This window comes from Nocardia sp. NPDC057272 (genome assembly GCF_042668615.1).
GTDB lineage: Bacteria > Actinomycetota > Actinomycetes > Mycobacteriales > Mycobacteriaceae > Nocardia.
In genome coordinates, this window is the sequence record NZ_JBHUYK010000006.1 from 48,209 (window position 1) to 72,150 (window position 23,942).

The following is a 23,942-nucleotide window of genomic DNA, read 5'->3' on the forward strand; positions in this document are numbered from 1 at the left end:
CCCCCGTCCGGCCCACCGGACGCGAACGACCCCCCGACCGTCGAGTCGAGGGGTCGTTCGTTTCCGGTCGGGTTCAGGCGTAAGCCAGGGTCTTGGCAGGCCAGCGCGGGTGGTCGGGGTCGATCACGTAGGGGTGGGTGTGCTGGAAGTGCCGGGGGCCGACCTGAATCGCGTCGGCCAGGATCGCCGGGTCGACCGAGCCGAGTTCGTGGATATGGGTGATCTCGGCCGGGTCGTGGCGGGGCCACAGCCGGATCGCCGCGACGGTGCCGATGCCGGCGATGACGGCCAGGGTCGCCCAGGTAGCCGTGAAGCCGGCGGTGGTGGCCAGCCAGCCGGTGATCGGGTAGGTGATCAGCCAGGCGAGGTGGGACAGGGAGAACTGGCCGGCGAAGAGGGCCGGACGGTCTTCCGGTCGGGCGGAGCGGCGCAGGACGCGGCCCGTGGGGGTGAGGATCAGGGCGGTGCCGGCGCCGATGGTGGCCCAGGTGGTGAGGGCGGCGGGCCAGTGCCACTCACCCGTCGGCAGGGTCGAGAGAACGAGCGCAGCGGTCAGGCCGGTGAGCAGCACCGCCGCCCCGGTGAGCATGACCGGGCGTTCACCGCGGCGGTCGAGGATCTTGGGCAGGGTGAGCGCGATGAACATCGTGCCGAGACCGTTCGCCGCGAGCAGCAGCGCGACGCCGGACTGGTCGCCGCCCAGCACATCCCGCGCGTAGTTCACGGTGTTGACCATCACCACCGAGCCCGCCGCGGCGACCACCAGGTTCAATCCGAGCAGTCCACGCAGTCGCGGCGTCGCCGCGAACAGCCGCAGCCCGGCGGCGAGCCGCTCGGCGATCGCGCCGTCACCGACCGCCGCGTTCGGGATGCGCGCGGCCGTCACCAGGGCAACCGACACCGCGAAGCCGAGGCCGGTGCCGACGAACAGCCAGTGGAAGCTGATCAGGCTCAGGGCCAGCGCCGCCAGCATCGGGCTGAGCAGCGTTTCCATCGTCGCCGCGAGCTGGGCGGCCGACAGCGCCTTCGTGTAGTCGCGTTCGTCGGGCAGGATGTCGGGCAGAACCGCCTGGTAGGTGGGGGTGTAGGCGGCCGAGGCGATCTGCAGCAGCGTGATGAGCACGTAGATCTGCCAGATCTGGTCGACGAAGGGCAGGGCGAGCACGATCGCGCCGCGCACACCGTTGAGCGCCATCAGGAATTGCCTGCGCGGCAGCCGGCCGGCGTAGGCGCCCGCGATCGGCGCGACGGTGACGTAGGCGACCATCTTCAGCGTCAGCGCGGTGCTGAGCACGATGGCCGCGTTGCCGCCTGCCAGTTCGTAGGCGAGCAGGCCGAGGGCGACGGTGGTGAGTCCGGTGCCGAACAGGGCCGCGACCTGGGCGGTGAACAGCAATCGGTAGTCGCGGTGCGCGAACAGTGAGGTGCTCATGATGCCTGCCCTTCAAGGCTGCTTATCTGCGTATGAACGCAATAAGCAGCATAAGCCGAAAAGTATTCCCGGACCACCGATATCTTTTCCGGCTTGACCTCAATGACCGTTGAGGTAGGACGGTAGAGCGCAGCGGCGGCCGAGGGGCCGTCACCGACGAAGAGGAACGTCATGAGCGCCACGGTTGACCACGCCCGAACCGCAATCAGCCCGCTGCGGCTCGCGGTCGTCATCGGCAGTACCAGGGAGGGGCGTTTCGGTCCGACGATCGCGAGCTGGTTCGTCCGGCAAGCGGCCCTGCGCGACACCGTCACCGTCGACATCGTCGACACCGCCGGCATCGAACTGCCACACGCGTTCGGCGCCGCCACCGATCACCCTTCCGTCGCCGAAGCCACCGAAAAGCTCTCGCGCGCCGACGCGTTCGTGGTGGTGACGCCCGAGTACAACCACAGCTACCCCGGCACGCTGAAGAACCTGATCGACACCCACCACGCCGAATGGCAGGCCAAGCCGGTCGGCTTCGTCTCCTACGGCGGCATTTCCGGCGGACTACGCGCCGTGGAACACCTGCGCCCGGTCTTCGCCGAACTCCACGCCGTCACCGTGCGCGACTCGGTCTGCTTCCCGAATCCGTGGGGCCGATTCGACGACGCGGGCGAGCTGTCCGCGCCGAACGATGCCGACGCCGCCGCGGCGACCATGCTCGACCAGCTCACCTGGTGGGGCGAAGCTCTGCGCACCGCCCGCCTCGCCCAGCCGTACGGGAAGTGAGCGCCGTGATCACCACCGCCGAACCGGCCACCAGCCGCGCTCCGATGCGGATCGCCCTGGTCCTGGTGGTCGGCATGATCATGGCCACGCTCGATCAGACCATCGTGAACGTCGCCATCAACAAGTTGTCGATGGAGTTCCACGCGGGCCTGAGCACGATCCAGTGGGTCGCCACGGGCTACTCGCTCGCCCTCGGCGCCGTGGTGCCGACCTCGGCGTGGCTGGTCGGCCGATTCGGCGCCAAGCGGCTGTATCTGACGGCGATCAGCGCGTTCGTGGTCGGCTCGGTGCTGGCCGGGCTATCGTGGAACATCGAGTCGCTCATCGCTTTCCGATTGATTCAGGGCGCCAGCGGCGGGCTGTTGATGCCGGTGGCCATGACGATCCTGCTGCGCGCGGCCGGGCCCGACCGCCTCGGGCAGTTGATGAGCACGCTCGGTCTGGCCATTCTGGTCGGCCCCCTGCTGGGCCCGGTGATCGGCGGATATCTGATCGACGAGGTGTCGTGGCGGTGGATGTTCTTCATCAATCTGCCGCTGGGCGCGCTGGTGTTACTGCTGGCGGTGCGGGTGGTGCCCGACGACGCCCCGGAACCGCCGCGGGCGCTCGACATCCGTGGGCTGCTGCTGATGTCGCCCGGGTTGGCGCTGGTCATCTACGGCGTCACCGCCGCGGGCGAGAGTGCCGGATTCGCCACGCCCGCGGTGCTGGTGCCGCTGCTGGTGGGGGTCGGCCTGATCGCCGCGTTCGTGCGCCGTTCGCTGACCACCTCGGTGCCACTGCTGGATCTGCGCGTGCTCGGCAACCGGATCACCGGCACCTCCGCGGTGCTGCTGGCGGTGTTCGCCGGCGGCTACTTCGGTTCGATGCTGCTGCTGCCGCTGTACTTCCAGGTGGTGCGCGGTGAGTCAGCACTGGTGGCAGGCGCTTTGGGGATTCCGTTCGCCCTGGCATCGGGTGCGACCATGCAGGTGGCGGGCAGGCTGATCGACCGGATTCCGCCCGGCCGGTACCTGCCCGCGTCGATCACGGTGGCGCTCACCGGTTTCGTGCTGTTCGTGATCCAGCTCGACGCGGACGCGCCGTACTGGGCGCTGTGCCTGACGATGGTGCTGATGGGCGCGGGCGGCGGCGGGACTCTGATGCCGGTGATGACCACGGCGACCCGGCCGCTGAGCCGCGAGCAGCAGCCCGCCGGTTCGACGGTGCTGAACATGATCAGCACCACGTCGATGGCGATCGGGACCGCGGTGGCCTCGGTGACGTTGGGCGCGCTGCTCCCGGTGACGGGTGGCCTCCAGGCGCTCCACGCCATGACGGCGGACCAGCGGGCCGAACTCGCTCCCGCCCTGGCCGACGCGTTCCAGCACACCTATCTGATCGCGCCCGTCATGATCGCGCTGGCGCTCGTCCCAGCGCTGCTCCTGCCCCGACGCTAGGGGCCGGCGAGCCGTCGTGCCGTGGCGTTCGAACCACCGCGGCACGACGGCGCAGGTGCGGGATTATTCGGCGGGCAAGGCGGACATGGACTTCCATGTCGGCCAATCGAGGGCCCAGTCGTAGACGTCGCCGTCGGCCTGGGACAGCTCGATCGAGGTGCCGGTCACCTCCACCGGGTCGCCGTAGAGGGCGGTCGGGAAGTAGGCCTGGGCGTCACCGGGTGAGAGGTTGATGCAGCCGTTGGTGACGTTCGAGGAACCCTGCGCCGAGAGGGATTCGGGGTTGGCGTGGATGAATTCGCCGTTGTTGGAGATACGGACGGCCCAGCGTTCACGAACGTTGGTGTAGTACGGCGGATTCGACATCATGAAGTCCTCGTACTTCTCGGTGACGATGTGCACGCCCGAGCGGGTCACGTTGCGCGGCTCGTTGCCTTCGCCGTAGGACACCGCGAAATCGAAGATCGTGGCGCCGTCGCGCACCACCTGCATGCGGTGACTCGGCGCGTTCGCGATGACGATCTGACTGCGGCCGATGGTGAAGTCGGAGGTGACATCGGAGTCGCCGTAGGCGCCGCCGCCGAGGTCGACGCCGTAGAGCTTCGCGGCGACGTGCACGGTGGTACCGGGGGTCCAGTAGTCCTTCGGACGCCAGTGCACCCGCGAGCCGCCGTCGTCGGGCAGCCAGGCCCATGATCCTTCGGTGCCCTGGTCGGTGGTGACGGTGAGGGCCTTCTCCACGGCCGCCTTGTTCGTGACCGGCCCCGCGAACTTCAGGATGATCGGCGCCGCGATCCCGACCTCCTGGCCGTCGCCGATGTTGATCGTGGCCGGGATGGTCGACTGGGGGCTGATCGTGGTGAAGGTGGCGTCGATCGGGATCGGTTTCGCGTCGGCGCCGATGGCCGTACCGGCCCAGGTGTAGGTGGCGCCGTAGCCGAGCGGTTCGGAGACTTTGTAGGTGGTGCGGTCGGGGCTGAGCTGACCGGTGATCTGTTTGCCGCCGGCATTGGTGAGGGCGATCTGGTCGATCGTGCCGTGCGCGACCGTCACCGACACGGGCGCGACCGGATCCACATCGGTGGCTCCGGGGGTGGGCGCGATGGTGACCTGCGCCACCGGAGCCGCCTCGGCGGCCTCGCCCTGCCGGTCGACGGTGCACCCGGTGAGCACGACGAGCACCGCCAGCACGCTCACCGCAACCACGGATCGCCCGCCCCGAACGCCCACTTCACGCCTGTGCGCCGACGAATTACGCCGCGCGGTGACCCGCGCGCGCAACAGATCGGTTACCGAATGTTTGCTCACGCATCGAATGTACGCCGAGCTACCGACCCACACCCCGTGAGCGCGGTCTCACCGAGACCGCTACTACCGGTTGAGCCATTCCTCGGTGAAGGTGGCCTCGTTGCCGAGGAGTTCGATCAGGCGCTCGGAGATGGCCGCCTCGATCTTGCCGCCGAACAGCGGGATCTTCACCTCGATGGTGCCGTTGATGGCGGTGGTGGAGCCGGTGCCGCCGTCGGGTGCCATGGTCACCGTGCCGCGGACCACCGCGGGGGCGCCGTCGACGTGGGCCTCGAAGATGCCGCCGGTGCCGGTGTAGGTCTCGGTGCGCGGAATGATCAGGTCGCCGGGGCGCACAGCGGTGATGGCGGGCGGGAGCTGGTCGGCGGGGATGGACTGCACCATCTGGACGCGGACCTGGTCGCCGTCCACGGCGAAGGCGTCGAGCCGGGCACCGGGCCCGCCGACCTCGGCGATCCGGGCCTTCCAGTACTGCTCGTCGGAGTACGCGGCGCGCACCGCATCGACGGAATGCGTGTAGCCGGCAGTGAACGCCAGAGGTGTAGCCATGCTCGACACGGTACCGTCTGCGGACGTGCGTACAACACGGGTGGTGTCCTCCGATCAGCTGCGTGACCTGCTTGCCGATACCGGCGCGAAGGTCCGCGATTCGGTGCGTTTGTCCGAATTGACGACCTTGCGGGTCGGCGGGCCCGCGCTGCTCGCCGAATGCGCGAGCACCGAGGCCCTGGTGGCCACGGTGAAGGCCCTGGACGCGGCCGGTATCGCAGTGCTGCTGGTGGCGGGCGGGTCGAACCTGCTCATCGACGACGCGGGCTTCGACGGCGTGGTCGTGCTGGTCGGCACGACCGGCGTCGAGCTGGGAACCGACAATGTGGTGGCGGAGGCAGGCGCGAACTGGGACGAGGTCGTCGCGGCGACCGTCGCGGCCGGGCTGGGCGGGCTGGAGTGCCTGTCCGGGATTCCGGGTTCGGCCGGTGCGACACCGGTGCAGAACGTCGGCGCGTACGGCGTGGAGGTGGCGTCGCTGCTGCGCCGGGTGCGCCTGCTCGATCGCACGACCGGGGACGTGCGCTGGGCCGAACCCGCCGAACTGGGCTTCGGCTACCGGACCAGCGTGCTCAAGCACAGCGACGACGCGGTGGTGCTCGCGGTGGAATTCGCCCTGGATCCGAGCGGGATGAGCGCGCCGCTGCGCTACGGCGAGCTGGCGAAGGTGCTCGGCGCGGGCGACGGCGAGACGCGCCCGGTCGAGCAGGTGCGCGCCGAAGTGCTGCGCCTGCGGGCGGGCAAGGGCATGGTCCTCGAGCCGGCCGACCACGACACCTGGAGCGCCGGTTCGTTCTTCACCAACCCGGTCGTCACCGAGGAGCAGCTGCCGCGGGTACTGGCCGCGATCGCCGCGCACGTCGGCGACGACGTCAAGGTGCCCACCTATCCCGCACCCGACGGCACCAAGCTCTCGGCGGGCTGGCTCATCGAACGCGCCGGTTTCGCGAAGGGCTTCCCCGGCGACAGCGCCGCCGCGCGCCTGTCGACCAAGCACACCCTGGCTCTGACCAACCGTGGCACCGCGACCGCGTCCGACATCGTCGCCCTGGCCCGCACCGTGCGCGCGGGCGTCCAGGAAAGGTTCGGCGTGACGCTGGAGCCGGAACCGGTAACCGTCGGCATCGATTTATAGGACCGAGCACAGACAACCCACCTCTTCCCTCCGCCCGCACCCCAACCACGTAACGTGTTCTGCCATGGCACGCAGACTGGACTACTCGGCTCGCTACCCCCTGCACACCACCGAAGAGCTGTACGCAGCCCTCCAGAGCAGGGACTACTGGGAAGCCCGCGTCGCCGAAATGCGCAAGTACGCGCCCAACAACGAAGTGGTGAGCCTCGACGTCACCGACGACGGCATCGACGTGGTCCTGCACCACACCCTGCCCCGCGAGATGCTCCCCGAGATCGCCCAGACCGTGATGCGCAAGGACATGGTGATCACCCGCAAGGAGAGCTGGGGCCCGTTCGCCCACGACGAGACCGAGGGCAAGTTCTCCGCCTCGATTCCGGCCGGCCCCGGCAGCCTGACCGGCACCATCCGCCTGTTCCCCACCGACACCGGCGCCACCATGCGCTTCTCGCCCACCGCCAAGGTCTTCATCCCCATGGTCGGCCCGCGCCTGGAGCAGTTGATGCTGGTGAACCTGGTGGACCTGTTCCGCGCCGAGCAGGAAGAGACCCTGCGCTACCTGGACAATCAGACCGCCGACAAGTCGGTCTGACGCACCGGAGAGCCTCGACGCCCGTGGCCCCCAGCCGCAAGGCCCTCCCGCCGGTCGGCACCATCACCCGCGGCACCACCGGCGTCAACCGTTTGCGCCGCAGTGACCGCTGGCTCGTCAACGACGAACTCGTCAGCACGACACTGCGTGAATCCTCCAACCCCTTGGTCGTCGACCTCGGCTACGGCGCCGCACCGTGGACCACCTTCGAACTGGCCGCCCGGCTGCGCACCGTCCGCCCCGACCTCGAGGTGGTCGGCCTGGAGATCGACCCGGCCCGCGTCGTGGCACCCCGCGACGGCGTCCGGTTCGCCCGAGGCGGCTTCGAGCTGGCGGGCCTGCGACCGACCCTGGTCCGCGCGTTCAACGTCCTGCGCCAATATCCCGAGGACGCCGTGCCCGACGCGTGGTCGCGCATCCAGTCCAACCTGGCACCCGACGGACTGCTCGTCGACGGCACCTGCGACGAACTCGGCCGCCGCTGCGCCTGGGTCCTGCTCGACCGACACCGCCCCCTCTCCCTGACGCTGGCCTGGGATCCGTTCACCGTGGACCAGCCCTCCGACATCGCCGAGCGCCTGCCGAAAGCGTTGATCCACCGCAACATTCCCGGCGAACGCGTGCACACGCTCCTCACCGCCGCCGACCGGGCCTGGGAGCGTGCCGCGGCCATGGCGCCGTACGGCCCTCGCATCCGCTGGCGTGCGGCGGCGGAGATGCTGCGCGCCAGCGGTTTCCCGGTCCACACCTACAAACGGCGAATGCGCGATTGCGTGCTGTCGGTGCCCTGGGACGTGGTCGCCCCGTCAGACCCGGCTTAACGCCCGCCGCACCCGCGCCGACGCCCGCGGCGCCAATTGCTGCCCACCCCACCAGATCTCGTCGGTATCGCACCGGTGGATCGCCACCGCGTCGGCCACCACCTCGTCCAGCGCCGACTGCGAGATCTCGGTCTCGGCCAGATCCAGGACCGTGCGCACCGGCGTGGTCACCAGAAACGGCCCTGCCGACTCGACGTCCGCCGCGCAGAGCTTGCGCCGGGTCAGCACCAACCGTGGGGTCACCGGCGGGCGACCCGCCGACACCGACAGGTGCAGAAACCGAGGCTGTAACCTGCCGATTCCGTGCAGTTCCGCCGCACTCTGGTACGACACCGCCGCCGCGCCGTCGAACCACGCCGCCCACATCGCGTACTCGTCGAGCGGCCCCACCCGCCACTGGCCCAGCCGCATCATCCCGACCCCGGCCCTGGTCACCGACCCGTCCCCCAGGGCCGCCCTGACCTGCGATTCGCAGCCGGTACGCAACACCTGACGCGTGGTGAAGAAACCCGCGTGCCGTCCGGCGAGGCGCCGCAGCACCCGCCATCGATGATCCGCTGTCCCCGCCACCCGGCGCGCGCCCTCGCCAGTCATGCAACCCAGATTACGCCCGGTTGCGTGCGCCAGGTCACATTTTGTGTGAAGGCTTTCACTACGTCCTCAGAGCGGACACAGAAAGATCGGGAAGAATCCGATGCCATGACCACACAAAAGCCCCCTCGCCCCAGGATCGGTCGGCGCTCTCTGGTGATCGCGTTGGCCGTGGTCGCCGTTCTGCTCGTCGCGGCCATCGGCGGAACCGAAGCCTATGCCCGGCACAAGATCTCGAGCTGTATCAGCGGCGCGTTCGAGCAACAGATGGGCTCGAGCATCGACGTGGGCTTCGGTCCGCGCCCGATCCTGCTGTCGTATGTGGACGGCAAGGTCGGCACGATCACCGTCGACAGCGAGGACAACAAGTTCGGCCCCGCTGTCGGGATGGTGGTGCACGCGAAATTCAACGACATCGAGCTCGTCGACCGCGGCCGAGGCGGCGGCACCATCGACAGCTCGACCGCCGACGTGACCTGGAACAACGACGGCATCCGCGAGACCCTCGGCACCATGGTCAGCGGCGTGAGCTCCTCGGCGAGCACCGGAGTGCTCACTCTCGATGTGCTCGGCGGCCTCGCCCAGCTGGAGGTGCAGCCGATGGTCCGCGACGGCAACGTCACGGTGGAGACGAAGTCGGCGCAGATACTCGGCATCGGCCTGCCCACCGACCTCGTGCAGGACATCGTCGAGACCTTCACCCAGAGCTTGCAGAGCTACCCGCTCGGCCTGCGGGCGCAGGAGGTCAAGGTCACCGACGACGGTGTGAGCGTGCACCTTTCGGGCGGCAAGACCGCACTCGAGAGCGACCCGTCCGCTCAGCAGTCCGGGTTCACCTGCTGAGCGTGCGCGGCGGTGACGACTCGGGACAACCTCGTCTAGTCGGGAAAACCGTCGAGGACCGCGGCCGATTTCGACAACCCGAGACGCGTAGCACCGGCCTCGATCATCGCGGCGGCGTCCGCGGCGGTGCGGATTCCGCCGCTGGCCTTCACCCCGAGTCGTCCGCCGACGGTCTCGGCCATCAACCGCACCGCGTGCACGCTGGCACCGCCCGCGGGATGAAAACCGGTGGAGGTCTTCACGAAATCGGCGCCCGCCTGCTCGGCCGCCCGGCACGCGCCCACGATCGCCGCATCGGTGAGCGCCGCCGACTCGATGATCACCTTGAGCACGGCCCGATCCCTGGTCGCCTCGCGCACGGTGATGATGTCGGCGAGCACGGCGTTGAAATCACCGGCCAGCGCGGCGCCCACGTCGATCACCATGTCCACCTCGGCGGCGCCCTGATCCACGGCCAGCCGCGCCTCGGCGCCCTTGACCAGCGAATGATGTTTGCCGGAAGGGAAACCCGCCACTGTGGCCACCACCAGCCCCGGCGCACGCACCGGCAGCATCGAGGGCGACAGGCAGATCGCGTACACCCCCAACTTGCGCGCCTCGACGACCAGCGAGTCGACCTCGGCCGGAGTGGCTTCCGGCGCGAGCAGGGTGTGGTCGATCATGTCGGCCACGGCGGCCCGGGTCAGCGGCGCGGAAGTCATTTCCCGAGCATCGCACACGCGCGGCCGAGTCCGGAACATCGGGCACGGCACATCATTGCGCTCCCGTACCCAAATCCTGGAGACTTAAGCCTGTGCTGATCCGTCGCGAGACCCCAGCGGACGCCCCGGCGATCGCCGCGATCCACCGCGCCGCGTTCGCCCCGCATTACGCGGGCGATCCGGCCGTCACCGAACCACCCGAACACGCCCTCGTCGAGACGCTACGTACCGACGAGTCGTGGATGCCCACGCTGTCGCTGGTCGCCCTCGAGTACGACACCGTCGTGGGGCACATCTGTCTCACCAGAGCCGGAATCGGCCCGTTCCCGGTGCTCGCGCTGGGTCCGCTCGGCGTCGATCCGGAGCATCAGAAGTCCGGCGTCGGCTCGGCCTTGGTCCACGCCGCCCTCGGCGCCGCCGACGCCCTCGACGAATCGGTCGTCGGCTTGGTCGGCGATCCCGACTACTACGCCCGCTTCGGCTTCGTCCCCGGCGCGCGGCTCGGCGTCGTGCCCGACGAAGCCGAGTGGGCGCCGTACTTCCAGGTCCGCCCGCTCACGGCCTACGATTCCGCCGTGACCGGTGAATTCCGTTATCCGGCACCGTTTTACGACCTATAGGTCATTCGAAGACGACCGTGCGGCGACCGTGCACGAGCACCCGGCCCTCCAGGTGCCAGCGCAGTCCACGCGCGAGCACGACCCGCTCGATGTCACGTCCCTGTCTGACCATGTCACGCACGTCGTCGGCGTGATCGACGCGGATCACGTCCTGCTCGATGATGGGCCCCGCGTCCAGCTCGGCGGTGACGTAGTGGCAGGTCGCCCCGATCAGCTTCACCCCGCGCGCATACGCCTGGTGATAGGGCCGGGCGCCGACGAACGAGGGCAGGAAGCTGTGGTGGATGTTGAGCGCGCGCCCGGCCCAGTGCTCGCACAGTTCGGCGGGCAGCACCTGCATGAAACGGGCGAGCACCACGGCGTGCGGGTCGTGGGAGTCGACGAGGTCGCGCACCTGCTCGAAGGCCGGACCGCGCTCGGCCGGGTCCTTCGGGAACGGCACATAATGGAACTTCACCCCGTGCGCCTCGGTCATGCCCGCGAGGTCGGGGTGGTTGCCGATCACGGCCTCGATGGTCGCGGGCAGCTCACCGGCCTGTGCGCGGCCGAGCAGGTCGTGCAGGCAGTGCCCGTCCTTGCTGACCAGCAGCACCGCGCGCCGCGGCGCACCGGAATCGTGCAGCTGCCATTCGGTCTCGGGACCGAACTCGGCGGCCACCTCGGCGAAGCGCACCCGCAGCTCGTCGATGGAGAACGGCACCGTCGAGGCCTTCACGGCCTGGCGGGTGAAGAACCAGCCGATGTCACCGTCGGAGTGATACCCGGCCTCCACGATCGAGCCGCCGAAGCCGGCGATGAACGAGGAGATCCGGGCGATGACGCCCGGCCGGTCCGGGCACCCGAGGGTCAGCACGAACCGACGGTCGTCCGAGGTCACAGCGGTAGAACTCATCCGCCGATTCTCGCAGGCGGTCAGGCCAGGGCGCGCACGGGCTCGTTGACGGCGGCCAGCACTCGGGCCACCTCGGCGTTGAACAGGTCGAAGCGTTCGACATTGCCGAGGTGTCCGGTCGGCAGCACCTTGAACCCGGCGAGCGTGCCTGCTTCCTGGAGCAGCGCGGCCAGGCGCTCGGCGTGGATCGCCGGGGTCATGTCGTCGCGATCGCCCGCGAGCACGGTGGTCGGGACCGAGAAATTCTTCGCGTCATCGCCGAGGTGCAGCTCGGTGAGCAGGAACCCGTAGCGCGAACGCGTCATCATCGGACAGCCGCGCACCACCGACAGCGCGTAATTCAGCTTCTCGCGCGAGGTATCGAGGGTCATCACCTGCCGGGCGAAGATCCAGCGCACCGGCTTGATCGGCGGGAACACCACCGGGGTGCCGAGAATGAGCTTGCCGAGCCAGTCCGGCGTCGGCATCGAACGGCCGCCGAGAATCCGCAGCGGGATGTTCAGACCGGGAACCATGGTCGACACCTCGACCAGCGAGTGCGCGCCGGTGTTGGTGAGGATCACCGCGGCGGCCTGTTCGGCAACCCGCTCGGGGTAGCGGCCCGCCCAGGCGATGAGCGTCATCCCGCCCATGCTGTGCCCGGCCAGTACCGCGCGCTGACCCGGCAGCAGCACGGCGTCGAGCACGTCGCACAGGTCGTCGGCGAGCAGATTGGTGCTCGGGCGGGCGTAGCCGTTGGTGCTCTCGCCGTGGCCGCGCTGGTCGTAGGCGACCACGCGGTACTCGCCGGCGAAGGCGTTGATCTGGGCGTTCCAGTATTCGATCGAACACGTCCAGCCGTGGGCGAACACGATGACGGGCGCGTCGACCGGGCCGTAGGCGTGCACCCGCAGGCGGGCGCCGTCGGCGGTGACCACGGGGATCACGTCGTACGGCATCCGCGGCGGATCGAAGGCCGCGATCCCGTGCGTCCGCGTCCGCAGATCCGCCCGGTGGGCCGCGAGGGTGGTCTCGACCACGGTGGACACCCGGTCGACCAGGTTCACCAGAGCCGTCGGCAACTTTGCGCGCATCGGCACACTCCTTTGTGTTACTGATAGATACAGTAACACCGCGTACCACGCACCCGCGAGCCCTTCTGAGGGCTATTTACCAGCGCGGGCCGCGCTGCACCTCGTCGACCTTCGGGCGCACATCGGCCAGATACACCCCGGTCGCGATGATCGCGATGAACGACAGCATCCCCAGCCCGCCGATGCCGATCAGCAGAAACACCAGCGCACCACCGAGAATGGCCAGCCAGATCGGTTTGGTCATCTTGTCGACGGCGGTGAAGGCATCCGAACGCTGGCGCACAGCGTGAATGAGCGCGAACACCGTCGCGCCGAAGGCGCCGATCCACAGGATCAGCAGAATCAGCGAGGTCATCCCATTCACCATGTTCACACCCCCATCATACGAACAGCGGCCCCGCACACACCTGGTGTACGGGGCCGCTGTCAGCGGTGATGCGCGAAGGCTAGACCTTCTTGGGCGCGGCAGCCTTCTTGGCCGGAGCGGCCTTCTTGGCCGGAGCAGCCTTCTTGGCGGCCGGAGCCTTGGCCGGAGCCGGCTCGGTGGTGACCGCGACGACCTCGGCCTCGACCACGGCGTCGACCTTGTCGGCCACAGCCTCGGCCTCGGCCTTGGTGCGGCCCAGCAGGTCGTTGACCTTGGTCAGGGCATCCTCGGCGCGAGCGGAGGCATCCTTGTAGAGGTTCTCGACGCGGCCGATCTGCTCGTCGACGGCCTGGTTGGCACGCAGCCGGTCGACGGTCTCCTCGCCGCGAACGGCGAGATCGGCGTAGATGTCGAGCGCCTGGCGGTAGTACTGCTCGGCCAGCTTGCGCAGCTCTTCGGGGGTGAACTTCTCGCGCAGCTCGGCGAGGTCCTCCGGCAGCTCCGACGGCAGGCCGGAGATACGGTCACGCAGGGTGTCGAACTGGGCCTGCACGTCGGCGGGCACGTTCGCGATGCGCTCGCGGGCCTCTTCGACGCGGGCCTTCGGGTCGGCGGTGGCAACGCGGCCACGCACGTCGGCGACGACGTCGTTCACGGCGGCGTAGATGGCGTCACCGGCGCCGACGGTGGCGAACAGCGGCTTGGTCACAGTGGCGGTCTTCTCGGTCATCAGTCTTCAGTCTCCTGGTGTGGCGGAGTGTCAGTTGTCGTGAACGAAACGTCAGTGTCTCGTTCGTTCCCCCCTGAGCCGGCTTCTTCCCCGTTTTCCCGGCGAAACGACTCATAGATTTCCAGCAACACCTGTTTCTGCCGCTCGGACACCGAAGTGTCGGCGAGCAGGGCGTCACGGACCGGGCTGTGCGGACGCTGCTCCAGAAATCCTGCCCGCACATACAACACCTCCGAGGAAACCCGCAGTGCCTTGGCGATCTGCGCGAGTACTTCGGCGGAGGGATTACGTAATCCGCGTTCGATTTGGCTCAGGTACGGATTACTTACCCCCGCCAGAGCGGCGAGCTGACGCAGGGACACCTGCGCACCTTCGCGCTGTGCCCTGATGAAACCTCCGATATCTTGAGCCGCGTGCGCTACACGACTCTCGGGTTGGTCTGTCATCGCTCACCTTCTGGCGTTGTAAGGCCAATAGTAGAACAGGGTGCTAGCTATTGCAAGCACTACAGTTAGCACCCGGTCGGCTAACGCGTACGCAGCCCCGGTTACCAGGTCGTTCAGTGGAACAGCAGCTGCGAGATCGTGTAGATGGCCAGGCCGGCGAGTGAGCCGACGACCGTGCCGTTGATCCTGATGAATTGCAGATCCCGACCCACCTGCAATTCGATCTTCCTGCTCGCCTCGTCGGCATCCCAGCGCGCGACCGTATCGGTCACCAATGTCGTGATCTCCGCGGAGTAGTTACCGACCAGATAGCGAGCACCGCGATCGATCCACCCGTCCACTTTGCCACGCATCTCCGGGTCGTCGCGGAGGCGCTCGCCGAGCTGCTGCACATTCTCGGCCACCTTGCGCCGAAGGGTGGAATCGGGATCTTCGGCCGATTCCAAGATCAACCGCTTCGCCGCCCGCCAGGTGGCCTCGGCCATTCCGGTGATCTGCTCGCGGCCCATGATCTCGGCCTTGACCTTCTCCGCCTTGGCGATCATCGCGTCGTCGTGTTGCAGGTCCTCGGCGAAATCCTGGAGAAAGCGATCGGCGGCCCGGCGCAATTCGTGATCAGGATCGGAGCGCACCTTCCAGGTGAACTCGACGAGTTCCCGATAAATTCGCTCCGACAGCAATGTATTGACAAATTTCGGTGCCCATTGCGGCGCATCGCGCACCACGATCCGGTCGATCGTGTCCTGGGAACCCAGCGCCCACTGATGGGCGCGCTCGGCCAGCAGGTCGATCAGCGGCCGCTGCCGGTTGTCGGCGATCATCTCCGAGAGCACCCGGCCCAGCGGCGGCCCCCACAGCGGTTCGGCGATCCGCTTGACGATGGTGTTGTCGATGATCTGCTCGACGTCCTCGTCGCGCAGGGTGTTGACCACCGCGGTCAGGATCGTCGCGCTCTCCTGCGCCACCCGGGCCGCGTGCGCCGGATCGGCCATCCACCGGCCCACCCGCAACGAGATCTGCGCCGAGTCCAGGCGCGCCGAAACCACGTCGGGGGCGAGGAAGTTGGTGCCGACGAAGGCGCCGAGGCTCTCGCCGAGCTGGTCCTTCTTCTTGCGGATGATCGCGGTGTGCGGGATCGGCAGACCCAGCGGGTGCTTGAACAGCGCGGTGACCGCGAACCAGTCGGCCAGTGCGCCGACCATGCCCGCCTCCGAGGCCGCGCGGACATAGCCCACCCACTCGCCACCGCCGCCGCGCGATTCGAGCCAGCGGCACAGCAGGTAGATCACACTGGCCACCAGCAGGAAACTGGTCGCCAGCGCCTTCATCTTGAACAGGTCACGTTTTTTGCCCGCCTCGTCGGTCATCACCGCGAAGCCGGCGGGCTGTGCGGCGGGCTCGGTGCGCGGCGTGAGAACCGCCGTGTTGCCGGGAGATTTCTCCATAGCCCCCATTCTGCTGTGCGCACGGCGAGTGCGCCGCCGCCAACCCCGCGTGGCGTCGCCCACGACACGGCGAACCGCGCGGTTTGTCGTACGCGCGCATAAGCACTCGAGTGTGGTAAATGCCGCAACGTGGGCCAAAGGAGCGCCACCCCACACCGGCGCGCCTAAGCTGTTCACTAAAGACGCCAACATCGATCACGAGGGGGCTGTTCTGTCCACCGAAGACCTTGTCGAGATCGGCGAGCAGTCGAGCCGAGCCAGTGTGCGCGGCGGCGGCCAGGCCGACGGCCGCAAACGTCGGTGGCGACAGCACAAGATCGACCGCCGCGAGGAGCTGGTCGACGGCACGCTCAACGCCATCCGCGCGCGGGGCAGCCAGGCGGGCATGGACGAGATCGCCACCGAGATCGGCGTGTCCAAGACCGTGCTGTACCGCTACTTCGCGGACAAGAACGACCTGGTCCACGCCACCATGCAGCGGTTCATCGAAACCACGCTGCTGCCCCGGGTGTACGGCGCGATCAGTCTCGACGCCGACGAATACCAACTCGTGCGCGCCGCGATGACCGAATACGTCGGCACCGTCGACGACGACCCCGAGGTCTACCGGTTCATCATGAGCAATGCCGCGGGCGACAAGTCCTCGCTCGCGGAGTTCGAGCGCCTCTTCGCCGAGGTGGTCACCACGGTGCTGGTCGACCGGGCGGGCGCCAAGGGCATCCGCACCGAGGGCGCGATGCTGTGGTCGTATGTGCTGGTCGGCGGCATTCAGCTGGCCACCCACTGGTGGACCACCACCGACAAGTCCATGCCGCGTCAGGACGTCATCGACTACCTCACGATGATGGCCTGGAGTGCGATCGAGGGCATGGCCCGCGCGGGCGGCTCACCCGAGATCTTCACCGCACAGCCGCATCCGCTCCCCGAAATGCCGCAACAGTCGCCCTGACCCGGGATTTCCCGCGTTCGAGGGAGCCGAGCTCGACAACGGCGCGCGGTTGGCTACGCTGAACCCGGGCGGGACGCTGTGGCTTGTGTCACCGCCGTGCGCGTCGGCACCAACGGAGGTATCTCGATGGCGAAGAACGTGCCGACTTCCCGGCTTGCCCGCGGGACGAAGCTGGGGGCAGTCGCGGCGGGGTCGGTCATCCGCTCGAAGAAGACCAGATTATCGATGCGCGGCCGCTCGGAGGCCGTGCGCGCGCGGATGGCCGAGGAGTCGATGATCCGCACCACCGAACAGGTGGTCATGGTGCTGGGCACCATGAAGGGCGTCGCGATGAAGCTGGGCCAGATGATGTCGGTGCTCGACCTGGATCTGGTGCCGGAGAACCATCGCGAGCGGTTCCAGCAGCGCCTGGCCGTGCTGCGCAACGCGGCGCCGACGGTGTCGTTCGAGTCCATGCGCACAGTGATCGAGCAGGATTTCGGTGCCCCGCTGGCGGAGATCTTCGCCGAATTCGATCCGGAGCCGATCGCCGCCGCCTCGATCGGCCAGGTGTACCGGGCCACGCTGAACGACGGCCGTGCTGTCGCGGTGAAGGTCCAGTACCCCGGGGTCGACGCGGCCGTGCGCGCGGATCTGAAGAACCTCACCATGTTTCGCCGGGTGCTGGCCTCGGCGATGCCGTGGATCACCCCCGCGGTGCTCGACGAGCTGAAACTGAACATGGAGAGCGAGCTCGACTACCAGGCCGAAGCCGCCACCCAGGCCGAGATCGCGCACCTGTACCGCGACCACCCGTTCATCGTGGTGCCGTCCTCGGTACCCGAGCTGTCGACCACCCGCGTGCTGGTCAGCGAGTTCATCGACGGCGACGGCTTCGACGAGGTGCGGAAAATGCCCGCCGCGGTGCGTGACCGGGTCGGCGAGATCATCTACCGCTTCTACGTCGGCTCGCTGTTCAGCTTCAACGAGTTCTGTGGCGACCCGCACCCGGGCAATGTGCTGCTCGCCCGTGACGGCCGGGTCGCCTTCCTCGATTTCGGGTTGTTCAACCGGATGGACCCCAAGCTGGTCGGATTCGAGATCCAGTGCCTGCGCGCGGCCGCCGAGGACCGCGCGGAAGACCTGCGGCAGCTGATGATCGATCGCGGCGTGATCGATTCGCCCGAGGAGATCGGCGCCGAGGAATGCCTCGAATACGTGCTCGCCGCCTCGGAATGGTGTCTGGTGGACGAGGAACTCACCATCACCCCGGAACTGGCCAGCGGCGCATTCCTGCTCGCCGTCGACCCGAGGGCCAGCGAGTTCACCGGCATGAAGCAGCAGAATCTGCCGCCCGAACACCTGTTCTCGCGCCGCGCCGACTTCCTCACCTTCGGCATGCTCGGCCAGCTCGACAGCACCAACAACTGGCATGTGATCGCCAGGGAATGGCTCTACGGCGATCCGCCGGTCACCGAACTCGGTCTGGCCCACCGCGATTGGCTCGCCACTCATCCACCGAAACCGGTGAAGAAGACTCGCGCCCCCCGCAAGGCCGGCGCACCGGCCACCAAGCCCTGAATCATCTTTCGAAAGGCGCGTCATGCCGCAGCACCGTGAGTTCGACCTGATCCTGTTCGGCGCAACAGGTTTCGTCGGCAAACTCACCGCCGAATACCTGCTCACCGCGGCCCCGGCCGACGCCAGGATCGCCCTGGCGGGCCGTTCGGCGAGCAAGCTCGCCGCCACCCGCGACGAGCTCGGGCCCGCCGCCGCGACATGGGAACTCGTCGTCGCCGATTCCAGCGACCCCGCATCGCTGGCCTCGATGGCCGAGCGCACCAAGGTCGTGGTCACCACTGTCGGACCGTACCTGCGCTACGGCATGCCCCTGCTGGGCGCGTGTGCCGCGGCGGGCACCCACTACGCCGACCTCACCGGTGAGCCGCTGTTCATCCACGACGCCATCGAGAAGTACGAGCAGACCGCGGTCGACTCGGGCGCCAAGATCGTGAATTCCTGTGGCTACGACTCGATTCCGTCGGATCTGAGCGTGTACGAGATCTATCGCGCCACCATCGCCGACAACACCGGCGAGCTCGAGGACACCACCCTGGTCGCCTATCTCAAGGGCGGCGTGAGCGGCGGCACCATCGATTCCGGGCGCGCCATGATGGAGGACGTCGCGGCCGATTCCGCGCGCGGCAAGATCCTGGCCCACCCGTACTCGCTGAGCCCGGATCGCAGCATGGAACCCGATGTCGGCCGTCAGTCCGATCAGGCGCTGGCCCGCGCCGACAGCATCGACCCCAGCCTGAACGGCTGGGTCACCACGTTCGTGATGGCCTCGCACAACACCAAGGTCGTGCGCCGCACCAACGGCCTGCTCGGCTGGGTCTACGGCAAGCAGTTCCGCTATCGCGAGGTGATGAACGCGGGTACCTCGGCCGCCGCGCCGCTGGTCGCCGCGGGTATCGCGGGCGGCATGGTGGCCGCGATGGCGTCGCAGGCGGCACTGTCGCGGGTGTCGCTCGGCCGCAAGCTGCTCGACCGGATTCTGCCCAAGCCCGGCACCGGCCCCAGCGAAAAGGCCCGCCGCAGTGGGTGGTTCACCATGAAGACCTTCGCCCGCACCAGCTCCGGCGCCAGATACCAGGCCACCTTCTCCGGCACGGGCGATCCCGGCTACCAGGCCACCGCCGTCCTGCTCGGCCAGAGCGGCCTGAGCCTGGCCTTCGACACCCTGCCCGAGCGCGCGGGCGTGCTCACCCCCGCATCGGCGATGGGCGAGGCGCTCACCGCGCGGCTGCGCGAGGCCGGGATGACCATCGAGGTCGCGCGCCAGTGAATCTCGCCCGCAGGACGATGAACGCCCCGGCGCTGGCCGCGGTGTACGAGCACGCGTGGCGACCCACGTTGTTCTACCTCGCCAGCGGCCGGACCACCGGCACCGACCGCCGCGACGCGGTCGGCGCCCTGCGTCTGAGCGGCCCCATGAAGGTGCTCGATGTGGCGTGCGGCCCAGGCAATTTCACCGGCTACCTCAGCGAGTACCTGACCAAGGGCGGTTTCGTCACCGGCCTGGACTACTCGGCGCCGATGCTGGCCAAGGCCGCCACCGACAACGCGAGCCCGCGCGTCGGTTATGTCCGCGGCGACGCGCGCATGCTGCCGTTCGCCGACGGAACCTTCGACGCCGTCTGCTGTTTCGGCGCCCTCTACCTGATCCCCGATCCGCTGGTCGCCACCCGCGAGATGATCCGTGTCCTCGCCCCGGGCGGGCGCATCGCGATCAGCACCAGCTATGCCGAGGACAACCTCTTCGGCTCGGCGAGCAGCCTGGCCGCGAGCCTGAGTGGCCTGCGCCTGTTCGACCGCGATACCTTCCCGAAGCTGTTCGCCCGCGCGGGACTGACCGAAATCGACCAGCGCGTCCACCGTTTCATGCAATACGTGGACGCCACCAAGCCCGTGTCAGACCAGGCTTAGCCAGTAGTCCTGGAACTTCAGGAACACCAGCAGCAGCACCACCGCGTAGAACACCACGACCAGGGTCCAGCGCCATTCGGCGAGGATCCCCATGGCCCCACGCGACCGGCCCCACAGTTCCTGTGTGGTCACCGCGAACAGGACCGGCACCGCCACCCACACCACCATGCAGTACGGGCACAGCGCGTTGATCCGGTACAGGCTCTGGAAGATCAGCCAGCACAGTCCGGCGATGCCGAGCACGGTGCCGAGCCACAGCCCGCCCCAGATCCAGCGCGGGAAGCCCACACCGACCACCGACAGCACGGCGAGGGTCACCACCACCGAGAACCCGACGACGCCGATGAGCGGGTTGGGGAAACCGAAGACCGCGGCCTGGTCGGTCTTCATGATCGACCCGCACGACAGCACCGAGTTGATGCTGCACGAGGTCACGTAGTTCGGGTCGACGAACAGCTTGAACCGTTCGACGGTGAGCGTGAACGACGCCAGCCAGCCCGCCAGCCCGGCGATCAGCAGCAGCCAGGCCGAGCGGGCGGGGGCGGTGATCACTTCGCCGCGTCAGCGATCACGGGGGCCAGGCCGTTCTCGGTGAAGATCGCGTCGGTCTGGTTCAGCTGGCCGTTGATGTACACCGACGGCGTCGACTTCACGCCACTCTGCAGCGTGGTCTGGGTGACCTGCTGGATGTAGTCGTTGTACGGCTTGTCGTTGATGCAGGTCGCCACGGCCGGATCGGTGTACCCCGCGTCGGTGGCGATCTCGATGAGCTCGTCGTTGCTCAGACCCGCACCGCCCTCGGCGGGCTGCTTCTCGAACATGGTCTGCAACCAGGACTGGTACTTGGTGGTATCGGACTTCGCCACGCAGAACGACGCGTTGGCCGCGCGCGAGGAATACTGATCGGTCGAGGCCTTGTCGAGGAACGAGATGATCTGGTACTCGACGGAAGCAGTGCCGTCGGCGGCGGCCTTGGCGAGCGTCGCACCGTTGGCTGCCTCGAACTGCTTGCAGGCCGGGCACTGGAGGTCGGCGACCACGCGCACCTTGACCTTGGCATCAGGATTGCCGATCACGACCGTGCCGGTCTCGGTGACCGCCCCGCCCGTCGCGGGCAGCTGCGCCGCCGAGGTCGTCGACGATTCCTTGTCGGAATCGGACTTGTTCACCGCGATGCCGATGCCGATGGCCGCGACCAGCGCGACCAGGACGGCGGCGACGCCGACCTGGATCGCGATCTTGCGCTTCTTGTCGGCCGCCTCGGCCGCCGCCAGCGGATTCCTGCCCGAGGGGCTCTTGCCCGTGCTCACCGTCGTCACACGCCTTTCGCTCGTTGGCTCCCCACCGGGAACATCATGCGGGCCGAACCTGAGAGTTTCCGCAATGCTCGTCTTGCCCGTATTCAGGACTCGTCGAGTCGACGCAACTGCTCGGCGATATCGAAGTCGGCGGGCGGCCAGTCGAGTTCCATCTGCGCCAGCGCGGCGATCAGCAATTCGGTGACCGCGAGGCGCGCGTACCACTTGTGGTCCGACGGCAGCACGTACCAGGGCGCGTAATCGGTGTTGGTGCGGTCGAGAACGGCCTGGTACGCCTTCTGATATTCGGGCCAGTAGGCGCGTTCGGTGATATCGGAGGGGTTGAACTTCCAGTATTTGTCCGGGCGTTCCAGCCGTTCGCGCAGCCGGCTCTTCTGCTCGTCGAGGGAGACGAACATGGCGACCTTCACGATGGTGGTGCCCGCGTCGGCGATCTCCTTCTCGAACGCGTTGATCTGGTCGTAGCGCTGCTCCCACTCCGCCTGCGGCACGAGGTCGTGCACCCGCACCACCAGCACGTCCTCGTACTGGGAGCGGTCGAAGACGCCGATCTGACCGTGGGCGGGCAGCTTGTTGCGGATGCGCCACAGGAAATCGTGCTGCTTCTCCAGCTCGGTGGGCACGCCGAACGACGCGTGGTCGACGCCCTGCGGGTCTACCGACCCGATGACGTGGCGCACGATGCCGCCCTTGCCCGCGGTGTCCATGCCCTGCAAGATCAGCAGCACGCTGCGCTGTCCACCGGTGCGGCCGTGCGCGAACAGCTTCTCCTGCAAGACCGAGAGCACCGTCGCCCGTTCGGCGAGTAGTTCCTTGCCCAGGCGCTTGCCGCCGCTGAAGCCCGGCGTGCTCGAGGTGTCCAGATCAGCGACGCGCTGACCGTCGGCGCGCAGCGCGATATCGGCCGTTTCGGTCCACTGTTTCGCCATTTCCCATGCCTACCACTACTGGGCGGGTTTACCGGGCAAGCTCGACGCAATCGTTGCCTGCCAGCACTGCACGCCCGCCGGGTCGGCGATGTCGGCACTGTGCACATACACGGGGTCCGCACCCGCACTGCGCTGCGCGCGGTAGTCGGCGAGCAGGCGGAACGCGATGACGCCGAGCGGGAGGATCGCGGCCAGGTTGACCAGCGCCATCACGCCCATGAACACATCGGCCAGGTTCCAGATCAGGCTCACCGAGCCGAGCGCGCCGCCGAAGACGGCCACCAGCACCAGGATTCGGAACGCGGTGAGCACCTGGGGACGGGTGGTGATGAATTCGATATTGGCGCGACCGTAGTAGAAGTTGCCGATCATCGAGCTGAACGCGAGCAGGAACACCACCGCGGTGAGCACGTGGCCCGCCCAGCTGCCCAGCGACGCCTGGAGTGCGCTCTGGGTCAGGTCGGCGCTGCGCCGCTCGGACAGATCGGGGTCGGTGGTCAGGATGATGAACGCGGTGATCGAGCAGATCAGCAGGGTGTCGAAGTAGACACCGAGCGACTGGACCAGACCCTGCTTCACCGGATGCGAGACATCGGCCGCCGCAGCGGCATTGGGCGAGGACCCGAGTCCGGCCTCATTGGAGAACATGCCGCGCCGGATGCCCTGCGCGAGCGCGGTCCCGATTCCGCCGCCGACCACCTCGCGCAGCCCGAACGCCCCGCCGACGATATCGGCGAGTACCCGCGGCAGGTCGGTGATGTTCAGCGCCACCACCGCGATGCCGAGCAGCAGGTACACCACCGCCATCACCGGAACCAGCACCTCGGTGATGTGGCTGATCCGGCGCACCCCGCCGAAGATCACCACCCCGAGCAACGTGATCAGGCAGAGCCCGACCAGCGGCGCGAACCAGTCACCGTCCAGCGCCGACAGCGACGCCCGCCCGGTGGCCACGATGGTGTTGGACTGCACCGCGTTGAACACGAATCCGAACGTCACGGTGATGATCACCGCGAAGGCCAGTCCCTGCCACCGACGGCGCAGCCCGTACTCCATGTAGTACGCCGGACCGCCGCGGAAGGTGCCCGGCTCGCTCTCGCGCCGCTTGTAGAGCTGGGCGAGCGTCGATTCCACGAACGCCGACGCGGCCCCGACCGTAGCCATCGCCCACATCCAGAACACCGCCCCCGGCCCACCGACACTGATCGCGGTCGCGACCCCCGCGATATTGCCCGTGCCCACCCGAGCCGCCGCCGAGATACTGAACGCCCCGAAGGCCGACACCGCCTTCTTCCCATCCGCCGCTGTCGGCCCCTTCTCGGCCACCACCCGGAACATCTCCGGCAACATCCGCACCTGCACCACCCCGCTGCGCACGGTGAAGTACACCCCCGCCACCACGACCAGCGGAATCAGCAGCCAGTTCCAGAACACATCATTGACATCGACGATCACCGAGTTCAGTGTGTCCATCCGCCGAACGCTACCGCCGCCACACCGCACGACCGGTCAGGCTGTG

At 68.1% G+C, this 23,942-nt stretch carries 27 protein-coding genes; 11 read left to right on the forward strand and 16 right to left on the reverse strand.

The features are described 5' to 3' along the window. Window positions 1–73: 73 nt before the first annotated feature. Window positions 74–1,432, reverse strand: a complete 1,359-nt coding sequence (locus ACFULV_RS11265; RefSeq protein ID WP_378655556.1) for an MFS transporter — start codon at window positions 1,430–1,432, stop codon at window positions 74–76. Beyond that, window positions 1,429–1,605 (reverse strand): hypothetical protein, encoded by a 177-nt coding sequence (locus ACFULV_RS11270; RefSeq protein WP_378655559.1) that lies wholly within the window; start codon window positions 1,603–1,605, stop codon window positions 1,429–1,431. The genes ACFULV_RS11265 and ACFULV_RS11270 overlap by 4 nt, the downstream gene beginning before the upstream one ends. On the opposite strand from ACFULV_RS11270, the gene ACFULV_RS11275 reads away from it, so the two are divergent. Beyond that, on the forward strand, window positions 1,604–2,206 hold the full coding sequence (locus ACFULV_RS11275; RefSeq protein WP_378655562.1) for an NADPH-dependent FMN reductase: 603 nt from the start codon (window positions 1,604–1,606) through the stop codon (window positions 2,204–2,206). The two genes, ACFULV_RS11270 and ACFULV_RS11275, sit on opposite strands and share 2 nt — an antisense overlap. After that, window positions 2,203–3,645 carry a DHA2 family efflux MFS transporter permease subunit gene (locus ACFULV_RS11280; RefSeq protein ID WP_378634080.1) on the forward strand — a complete coding sequence of 481 codons (1,443 nt, stop codon included), beginning with the start codon at window positions 2,203–2,205 and terminating at the stop codon, window positions 3,643–3,645. The genes ACFULV_RS11275 and ACFULV_RS11280 overlap by 4 nt, the downstream gene beginning before the upstream one ends. Before the next feature lie 63 nt (window positions 3,646–3,708). Here ACFULV_RS11280 and ACFULV_RS11285 read toward each other — a convergent pair whose 3' ends face one another. Next, on the reverse strand, window positions 3,709–4,875 hold the full coding sequence (locus ACFULV_RS11285; RefSeq protein ID WP_378655952.1) for an Ig-like domain-containing protein: 1,167 nt from the start codon (window positions 4,873–4,875) through the stop codon (window positions 3,709–3,711). Window positions 4,876–5,016: 141 nt separating this feature from the next. After that, window positions 5,017–5,502 (reverse strand): DUF2505 domain-containing protein, encoded by a 486-nt coding sequence (locus ACFULV_RS11290; RefSeq protein ID WP_378634077.1) that lies wholly within the window; start codon window positions 5,500–5,502, stop codon window positions 5,017–5,019. On the opposite strand from ACFULV_RS11290, the gene ACFULV_RS11295 reads away from it, so the two are divergent. The 3 genes from ACFULV_RS11295 (at window position 5,501) to ACFULV_RS11305 (ending at window position 8,050) form a co-directional block, all read left to right on the forward strand. Beyond that, complete coding sequence (locus ACFULV_RS11295) at window positions 5,501–6,637, forward strand: UDP-N-acetylmuramate dehydrogenase (RefSeq protein ID WP_378655565.1); 1,137 nt, start codon at window positions 5,501–5,503, stop codon at window positions 6,635–6,637. The genes ACFULV_RS11290 and ACFULV_RS11295 overlap by 2 nt on opposite strands. A gap of 64 nt (window positions 6,638–6,701) precedes the next feature. Beyond that, window positions 6,702–7,229 (forward strand): DUF2505 domain-containing protein, encoded by a 528-nt coding sequence (locus ACFULV_RS11300; protein ID WP_378634071.1) that lies wholly within the window; start codon window positions 6,702–6,704, stop codon window positions 7,227–7,229. Between the two features lie 23 nt (window positions 7,230–7,252). After that, window positions 7,253–8,050: a class I SAM-dependent methyltransferase gene (locus ACFULV_RS11305; RefSeq protein ID WP_378655568.1), complete on the forward strand. Its 798-nt coding sequence runs from the start codon at window positions 7,253–7,255 to the stop codon at window positions 8,048–8,050. Here the strand turns inward: ACFULV_RS11305 and ACFULV_RS11310 are convergent. Next, on the reverse strand, window positions 8,036–8,644 hold the full coding sequence (locus ACFULV_RS11310; protein ID WP_358186434.1) for a hypothetical protein: 609 nt from the start codon (window positions 8,642–8,644) through the stop codon (window positions 8,036–8,038). The genes ACFULV_RS11305 and ACFULV_RS11310 overlap by 15 nt on opposite strands. A 105-nt stretch (window positions 8,645–8,749) precedes the next feature. Between ACFULV_RS11310 and ACFULV_RS11315 the strand changes: the two genes are divergently transcribed. Further along, on the forward strand, window positions 8,750–9,484 hold the full coding sequence (locus ACFULV_RS11315) for a DUF2993 domain-containing protein (protein WP_378655571.1): 735 nt from the start codon (window positions 8,750–8,752) through the stop codon (window positions 9,482–9,484). Between the two features lie 35 nt (window positions 9,485–9,519). Here ACFULV_RS11315 and deoC read toward each other — a convergent pair whose 3' ends face one another. Continuing rightward, entirely contained in the window at window positions 9,520–10,185 is a 666-nt protein-coding gene (deoC, locus tag ACFULV_RS11320) for a deoxyribose-phosphate aldolase (RefSeq protein ID WP_378634061.1), read from the reverse strand. A 92-nt stretch (window positions 10,186–10,277) separates the two neighbouring features. On the opposite strand from deoC, the gene ACFULV_RS11325 reads away from it, so the two are divergent. Next, the gene (locus ACFULV_RS11325; RefSeq protein WP_378655574.1) at window positions 10,278–10,805 is read left to right on the forward strand and encodes a GNAT family N-acetyltransferase; all 528 of its coding nucleotides are present in this window, start codon (window positions 10,278–10,280) and stop codon (window positions 10,803–10,805) included. Window position 10,806: 1 nt separating this feature from the next. Here ACFULV_RS11325 and purU read toward each other — a convergent pair whose 3' ends face one another. From purU to ACFULV_RS11355, 6 genes are all read right to left on the reverse strand, one after another. Then, window positions 10,807–11,697: a formyltetrahydrofolate deformylase gene (purU, locus tag ACFULV_RS11330; RefSeq protein WP_378634055.1), complete on the reverse strand. Its 891-nt coding sequence runs from the start codon at window positions 11,695–11,697 to the stop codon at window positions 10,807–10,809. 20 nt (window positions 11,698–11,717) lie between these two features. Then, window positions 11,718–12,770 carry an alpha/beta fold hydrolase gene (locus ACFULV_RS11335; protein ID WP_378655577.1) on the reverse strand — a complete coding sequence of 351 codons (1,053 nt, stop codon included), beginning with the start codon at window positions 12,768–12,770 and terminating at the stop codon, window positions 11,718–11,720. 76 nt (window positions 12,771–12,846) lie between these two features. After that, the gene (locus ACFULV_RS11340) at window positions 12,847–13,137 is read right to left on the reverse strand and encodes a DUF2516 family protein (RefSeq protein ID WP_056814570.1); all 291 of its coding nucleotides are present in this window, start codon (window positions 13,135–13,137) and stop codon (window positions 12,847–12,849) included. A gap of 79 nt (window positions 13,138–13,216) precedes the next feature. Beyond that, window positions 13,217–13,867 carry a heparin-binding hemagglutinin gene (locus ACFULV_RS11345; RefSeq protein ID WP_378655580.1) on the reverse strand — a complete coding sequence of 217 codons (651 nt, stop codon included), beginning with the start codon at window positions 13,865–13,867 and terminating at the stop codon, window positions 13,217–13,219. Continuing rightward, on the reverse strand, window positions 13,867–14,313 hold the full coding sequence (locus tag ACFULV_RS11350) for a helix-turn-helix domain-containing protein (RefSeq protein WP_101465494.1): 447 nt from the start codon (window positions 14,311–14,313) through the stop codon (window positions 13,867–13,869). Before ACFULV_RS11350 ends, ACFULV_RS11345 begins: the two co-directional genes overlap by 1 nt. 113 nt (window positions 14,314–14,426) lie before the next feature. After that, the gene (locus tag ACFULV_RS11355) at window positions 14,427–15,758 is read right to left on the reverse strand and encodes a DUF445 domain-containing protein (RefSeq protein WP_358061769.1); all 1,332 of its coding nucleotides are present in this window, start codon (window positions 15,756–15,758) and stop codon (window positions 14,427–14,429) included. 262 nt (window positions 15,759–16,020) lie between these two features. Between ACFULV_RS11355 and ACFULV_RS11360 the strand changes: the two genes are divergently transcribed. The 4 genes from ACFULV_RS11360 (at window position 16,021) to ACFULV_RS11375 (ending at window position 20,175) form a co-directional block, all read left to right on the forward strand. Further along, the gene (locus ACFULV_RS11360) at window positions 16,021–16,707 is read left to right on the forward strand and encodes a TetR/AcrR family transcriptional regulator (RefSeq protein ID WP_378655954.1); all 687 of its coding nucleotides are present in this window, start codon (window positions 16,021–16,023) and stop codon (window positions 16,705–16,707) included. Window positions 16,708–16,833: 126 nt separating this feature from the next. Next, on the forward strand, window positions 16,834–18,267 hold the full coding sequence (locus tag ACFULV_RS11365) for an ABC1 kinase family protein (RefSeq protein ID WP_378634044.1): 1,434 nt from the start codon (window positions 16,834–16,836) through the stop codon (window positions 18,265–18,267). A gap of 22 nt (window positions 18,268–18,289) precedes the next feature. Continuing rightward, on the forward strand, window positions 18,290–19,534 hold the full coding sequence (locus tag ACFULV_RS11370) for a saccharopine dehydrogenase family protein (RefSeq protein ID WP_378634041.1): 1,245 nt from the start codon (window positions 18,290–18,292) through the stop codon (window positions 19,532–19,534). Between the two features lie 17 nt (window positions 19,535–19,551). Next, window positions 19,552–20,175 (forward strand): class I SAM-dependent methyltransferase, encoded by a 624-nt coding sequence (locus tag ACFULV_RS11375; RefSeq protein WP_378634038.1) that lies wholly within the window; start codon window positions 19,552–19,554, stop codon window positions 20,173–20,175. Here ACFULV_RS11375 and ACFULV_RS11380 read toward each other — a convergent pair. The 4 genes from ACFULV_RS11380 to ACFULV_RS11395 all read right to left on the reverse strand — a co-directional run bounded on the left by ACFULV_RS11380 (window position 20,161) and on the right by ACFULV_RS11395 (window position 23,896). Beyond that, window positions 20,161–20,724 carry a vitamin K epoxide reductase family protein gene (locus tag ACFULV_RS11380; RefSeq protein ID WP_378655957.1) on the reverse strand — a complete coding sequence of 188 codons (564 nt, stop codon included), beginning with the start codon at window positions 20,722–20,724 and terminating at the stop codon, window positions 20,161–20,163. The two genes, ACFULV_RS11375 and ACFULV_RS11380, sit on opposite strands and share 15 nt — an antisense overlap. Beyond that, window positions 20,724–21,494 carry a DsbA family protein gene (locus ACFULV_RS11385; protein WP_378655583.1) on the reverse strand — a complete coding sequence of 257 codons (771 nt, stop codon included), beginning with the start codon at window positions 21,492–21,494 and terminating at the stop codon, window positions 20,724–20,726. Before ACFULV_RS11385 ends, ACFULV_RS11380 begins: the two co-directional genes overlap by 1 nt. An 83-nt stretch (window positions 21,495–21,577) precedes the next feature. Next, window positions 21,578–22,423: a polyphosphate kinase 2 family protein gene (locus tag ACFULV_RS11390; protein ID WP_378634032.1), complete on the reverse strand. Its 846-nt coding sequence runs from the start codon at window positions 22,421–22,423 to the stop codon at window positions 21,578–21,580. Between the two features lie 15 nt (window positions 22,424–22,438). Further along, window positions 22,439–23,896, reverse strand: coding sequence for an alanine/glycine:cation symporter family protein (locus ACFULV_RS11395; protein ID WP_378655586.1), 1,458 nt, complete (start codon window positions 23,894–23,896; stop codon window positions 22,439–22,441). Window positions 23,897–23,942 lie beyond the last annotated feature (46 nt).

Bases quoted from the DNA above. Each gene is read 5' to 3' on its own strand.
- ACFULV_RS11390 (WP_378634032.1), bottom strand. From the start codon at position 22,423: ATGGCGAAACAGTGGACCGAAACGGCCGATATCGCGCTGCGCGCCGAC.
- deoC (WP_378634061.1), bottom strand. From the start codon at position 10,185: ATGACTTCCGCGCCGCTGACCCGGGCCGCCGTGGCCGACATGATCGAC.
- ACFULV_RS11335 (WP_378655577.1), bottom strand. From the start codon at position 12,770: ATGCGCGCAAAGTTGCCGACGGCTCTGGTGAACCTGGTCGACCGGGTG.
- ACFULV_RS11270 (WP_378655559.1), bottom strand. From the start codon at position 1,605: ATGACGTTCCTCTTCGTCGGTGACGGCCCCTCGGCCGCCGCTGCGCTC.
- ACFULV_RS11355 (WP_358061769.1), bottom strand. From the start codon at position 15,758: ATGGAGAAATCTCCCGGCAACACGGCGGTTCTCACGCCGCGCACCGAG.
- ACFULV_RS11310 (WP_358186434.1), bottom strand. From the start codon at position 8,644: ATGACTGGCGAGGGCGCGCGCCGGGTGGCGGGGACAGCGGATCATCGA.
- ACFULV_RS11340 (WP_056814570.1), bottom strand. From the start codon at position 13,137: ATGGTGAATGGGATGACCTCGCTGATTCTGCTGATCCTGTGGATCGGC.
- ACFULV_RS11315 (WP_378655571.1), top strand. From the start codon at position 8,750: ATGACCACACAAAAGCCCCCTCGCCCCAGGATCGGTCGGCGCTCTCTG.
- ACFULV_RS11300 (WP_378634071.1), top strand. From the start codon at position 6,702: ATGGCACGCAGACTGGACTACTCGGCTCGCTACCCCCTGCACACCACC.
- ACFULV_RS11290 (WP_378634077.1), bottom strand. From the start codon at position 5,502: ATGGCTACACCTCTGGCGTTCACTGCCGGCTACACGCATTCCGTCGAT.
- ACFULV_RS11265 (WP_378655556.1), bottom strand. From the start codon at position 1,432: ATGAGCACCTCACTGTTCGCGCACCGCGACTACCGATTGCTGTTCACC.
- ACFULV_RS11395 (WP_378655586.1), bottom strand. From the start codon at position 23,896: ATGGACACACTGAACTCGGTGATCGTCGATGTCAATGATGTGTTCTGG.
- ACFULV_RS11370 (WP_378634041.1), top strand. From the start codon at position 18,290: ATGCCGCAGCACCGTGAGTTCGACCTGATCCTGTTCGGCGCAACAGGT.
- ACFULV_RS11295 (WP_378655565.1), top strand. From the start codon at position 5,501: ATGCTCGACACGGTACCGTCTGCGGACGTGCGTACAACACGGGTGGTG.
- purU (WP_378634055.1), bottom strand. From the start codon at position 11,697: ATGAGTTCTACCGCTGTGACCTCGGACGACCGTCGGTTCGTGCTGACC.
- ACFULV_RS11275 (WP_378655562.1), top strand. From the start codon at position 1,604: ATGAGCGCCACGGTTGACCACGCCCGAACCGCAATCAGCCCGCTGCGG.
- ACFULV_RS11365 (WP_378634044.1), top strand. From the start codon at position 16,834: ATGGCGAAGAACGTGCCGACTTCCCGGCTTGCCCGCGGGACGAAGCTG.
- ACFULV_RS11350 (WP_101465494.1), bottom strand. From the start codon at position 14,313: ATGACAGACCAACCCGAGAGTCGTGTAGCGCACGCGGCTCAAGATATC.
- ACFULV_RS11375 (WP_378634038.1), top strand. From the start codon at position 19,552: ATGAACGCCCCGGCGCTGGCCGCGGTGTACGAGCACGCGTGGCGACCC.
- ACFULV_RS11345 (WP_378655580.1), bottom strand. From the start codon at position 13,867: ATGACCGAGAAGACCGCCACTGTGACCAAGCCGCTGTTCGCCACCGTC.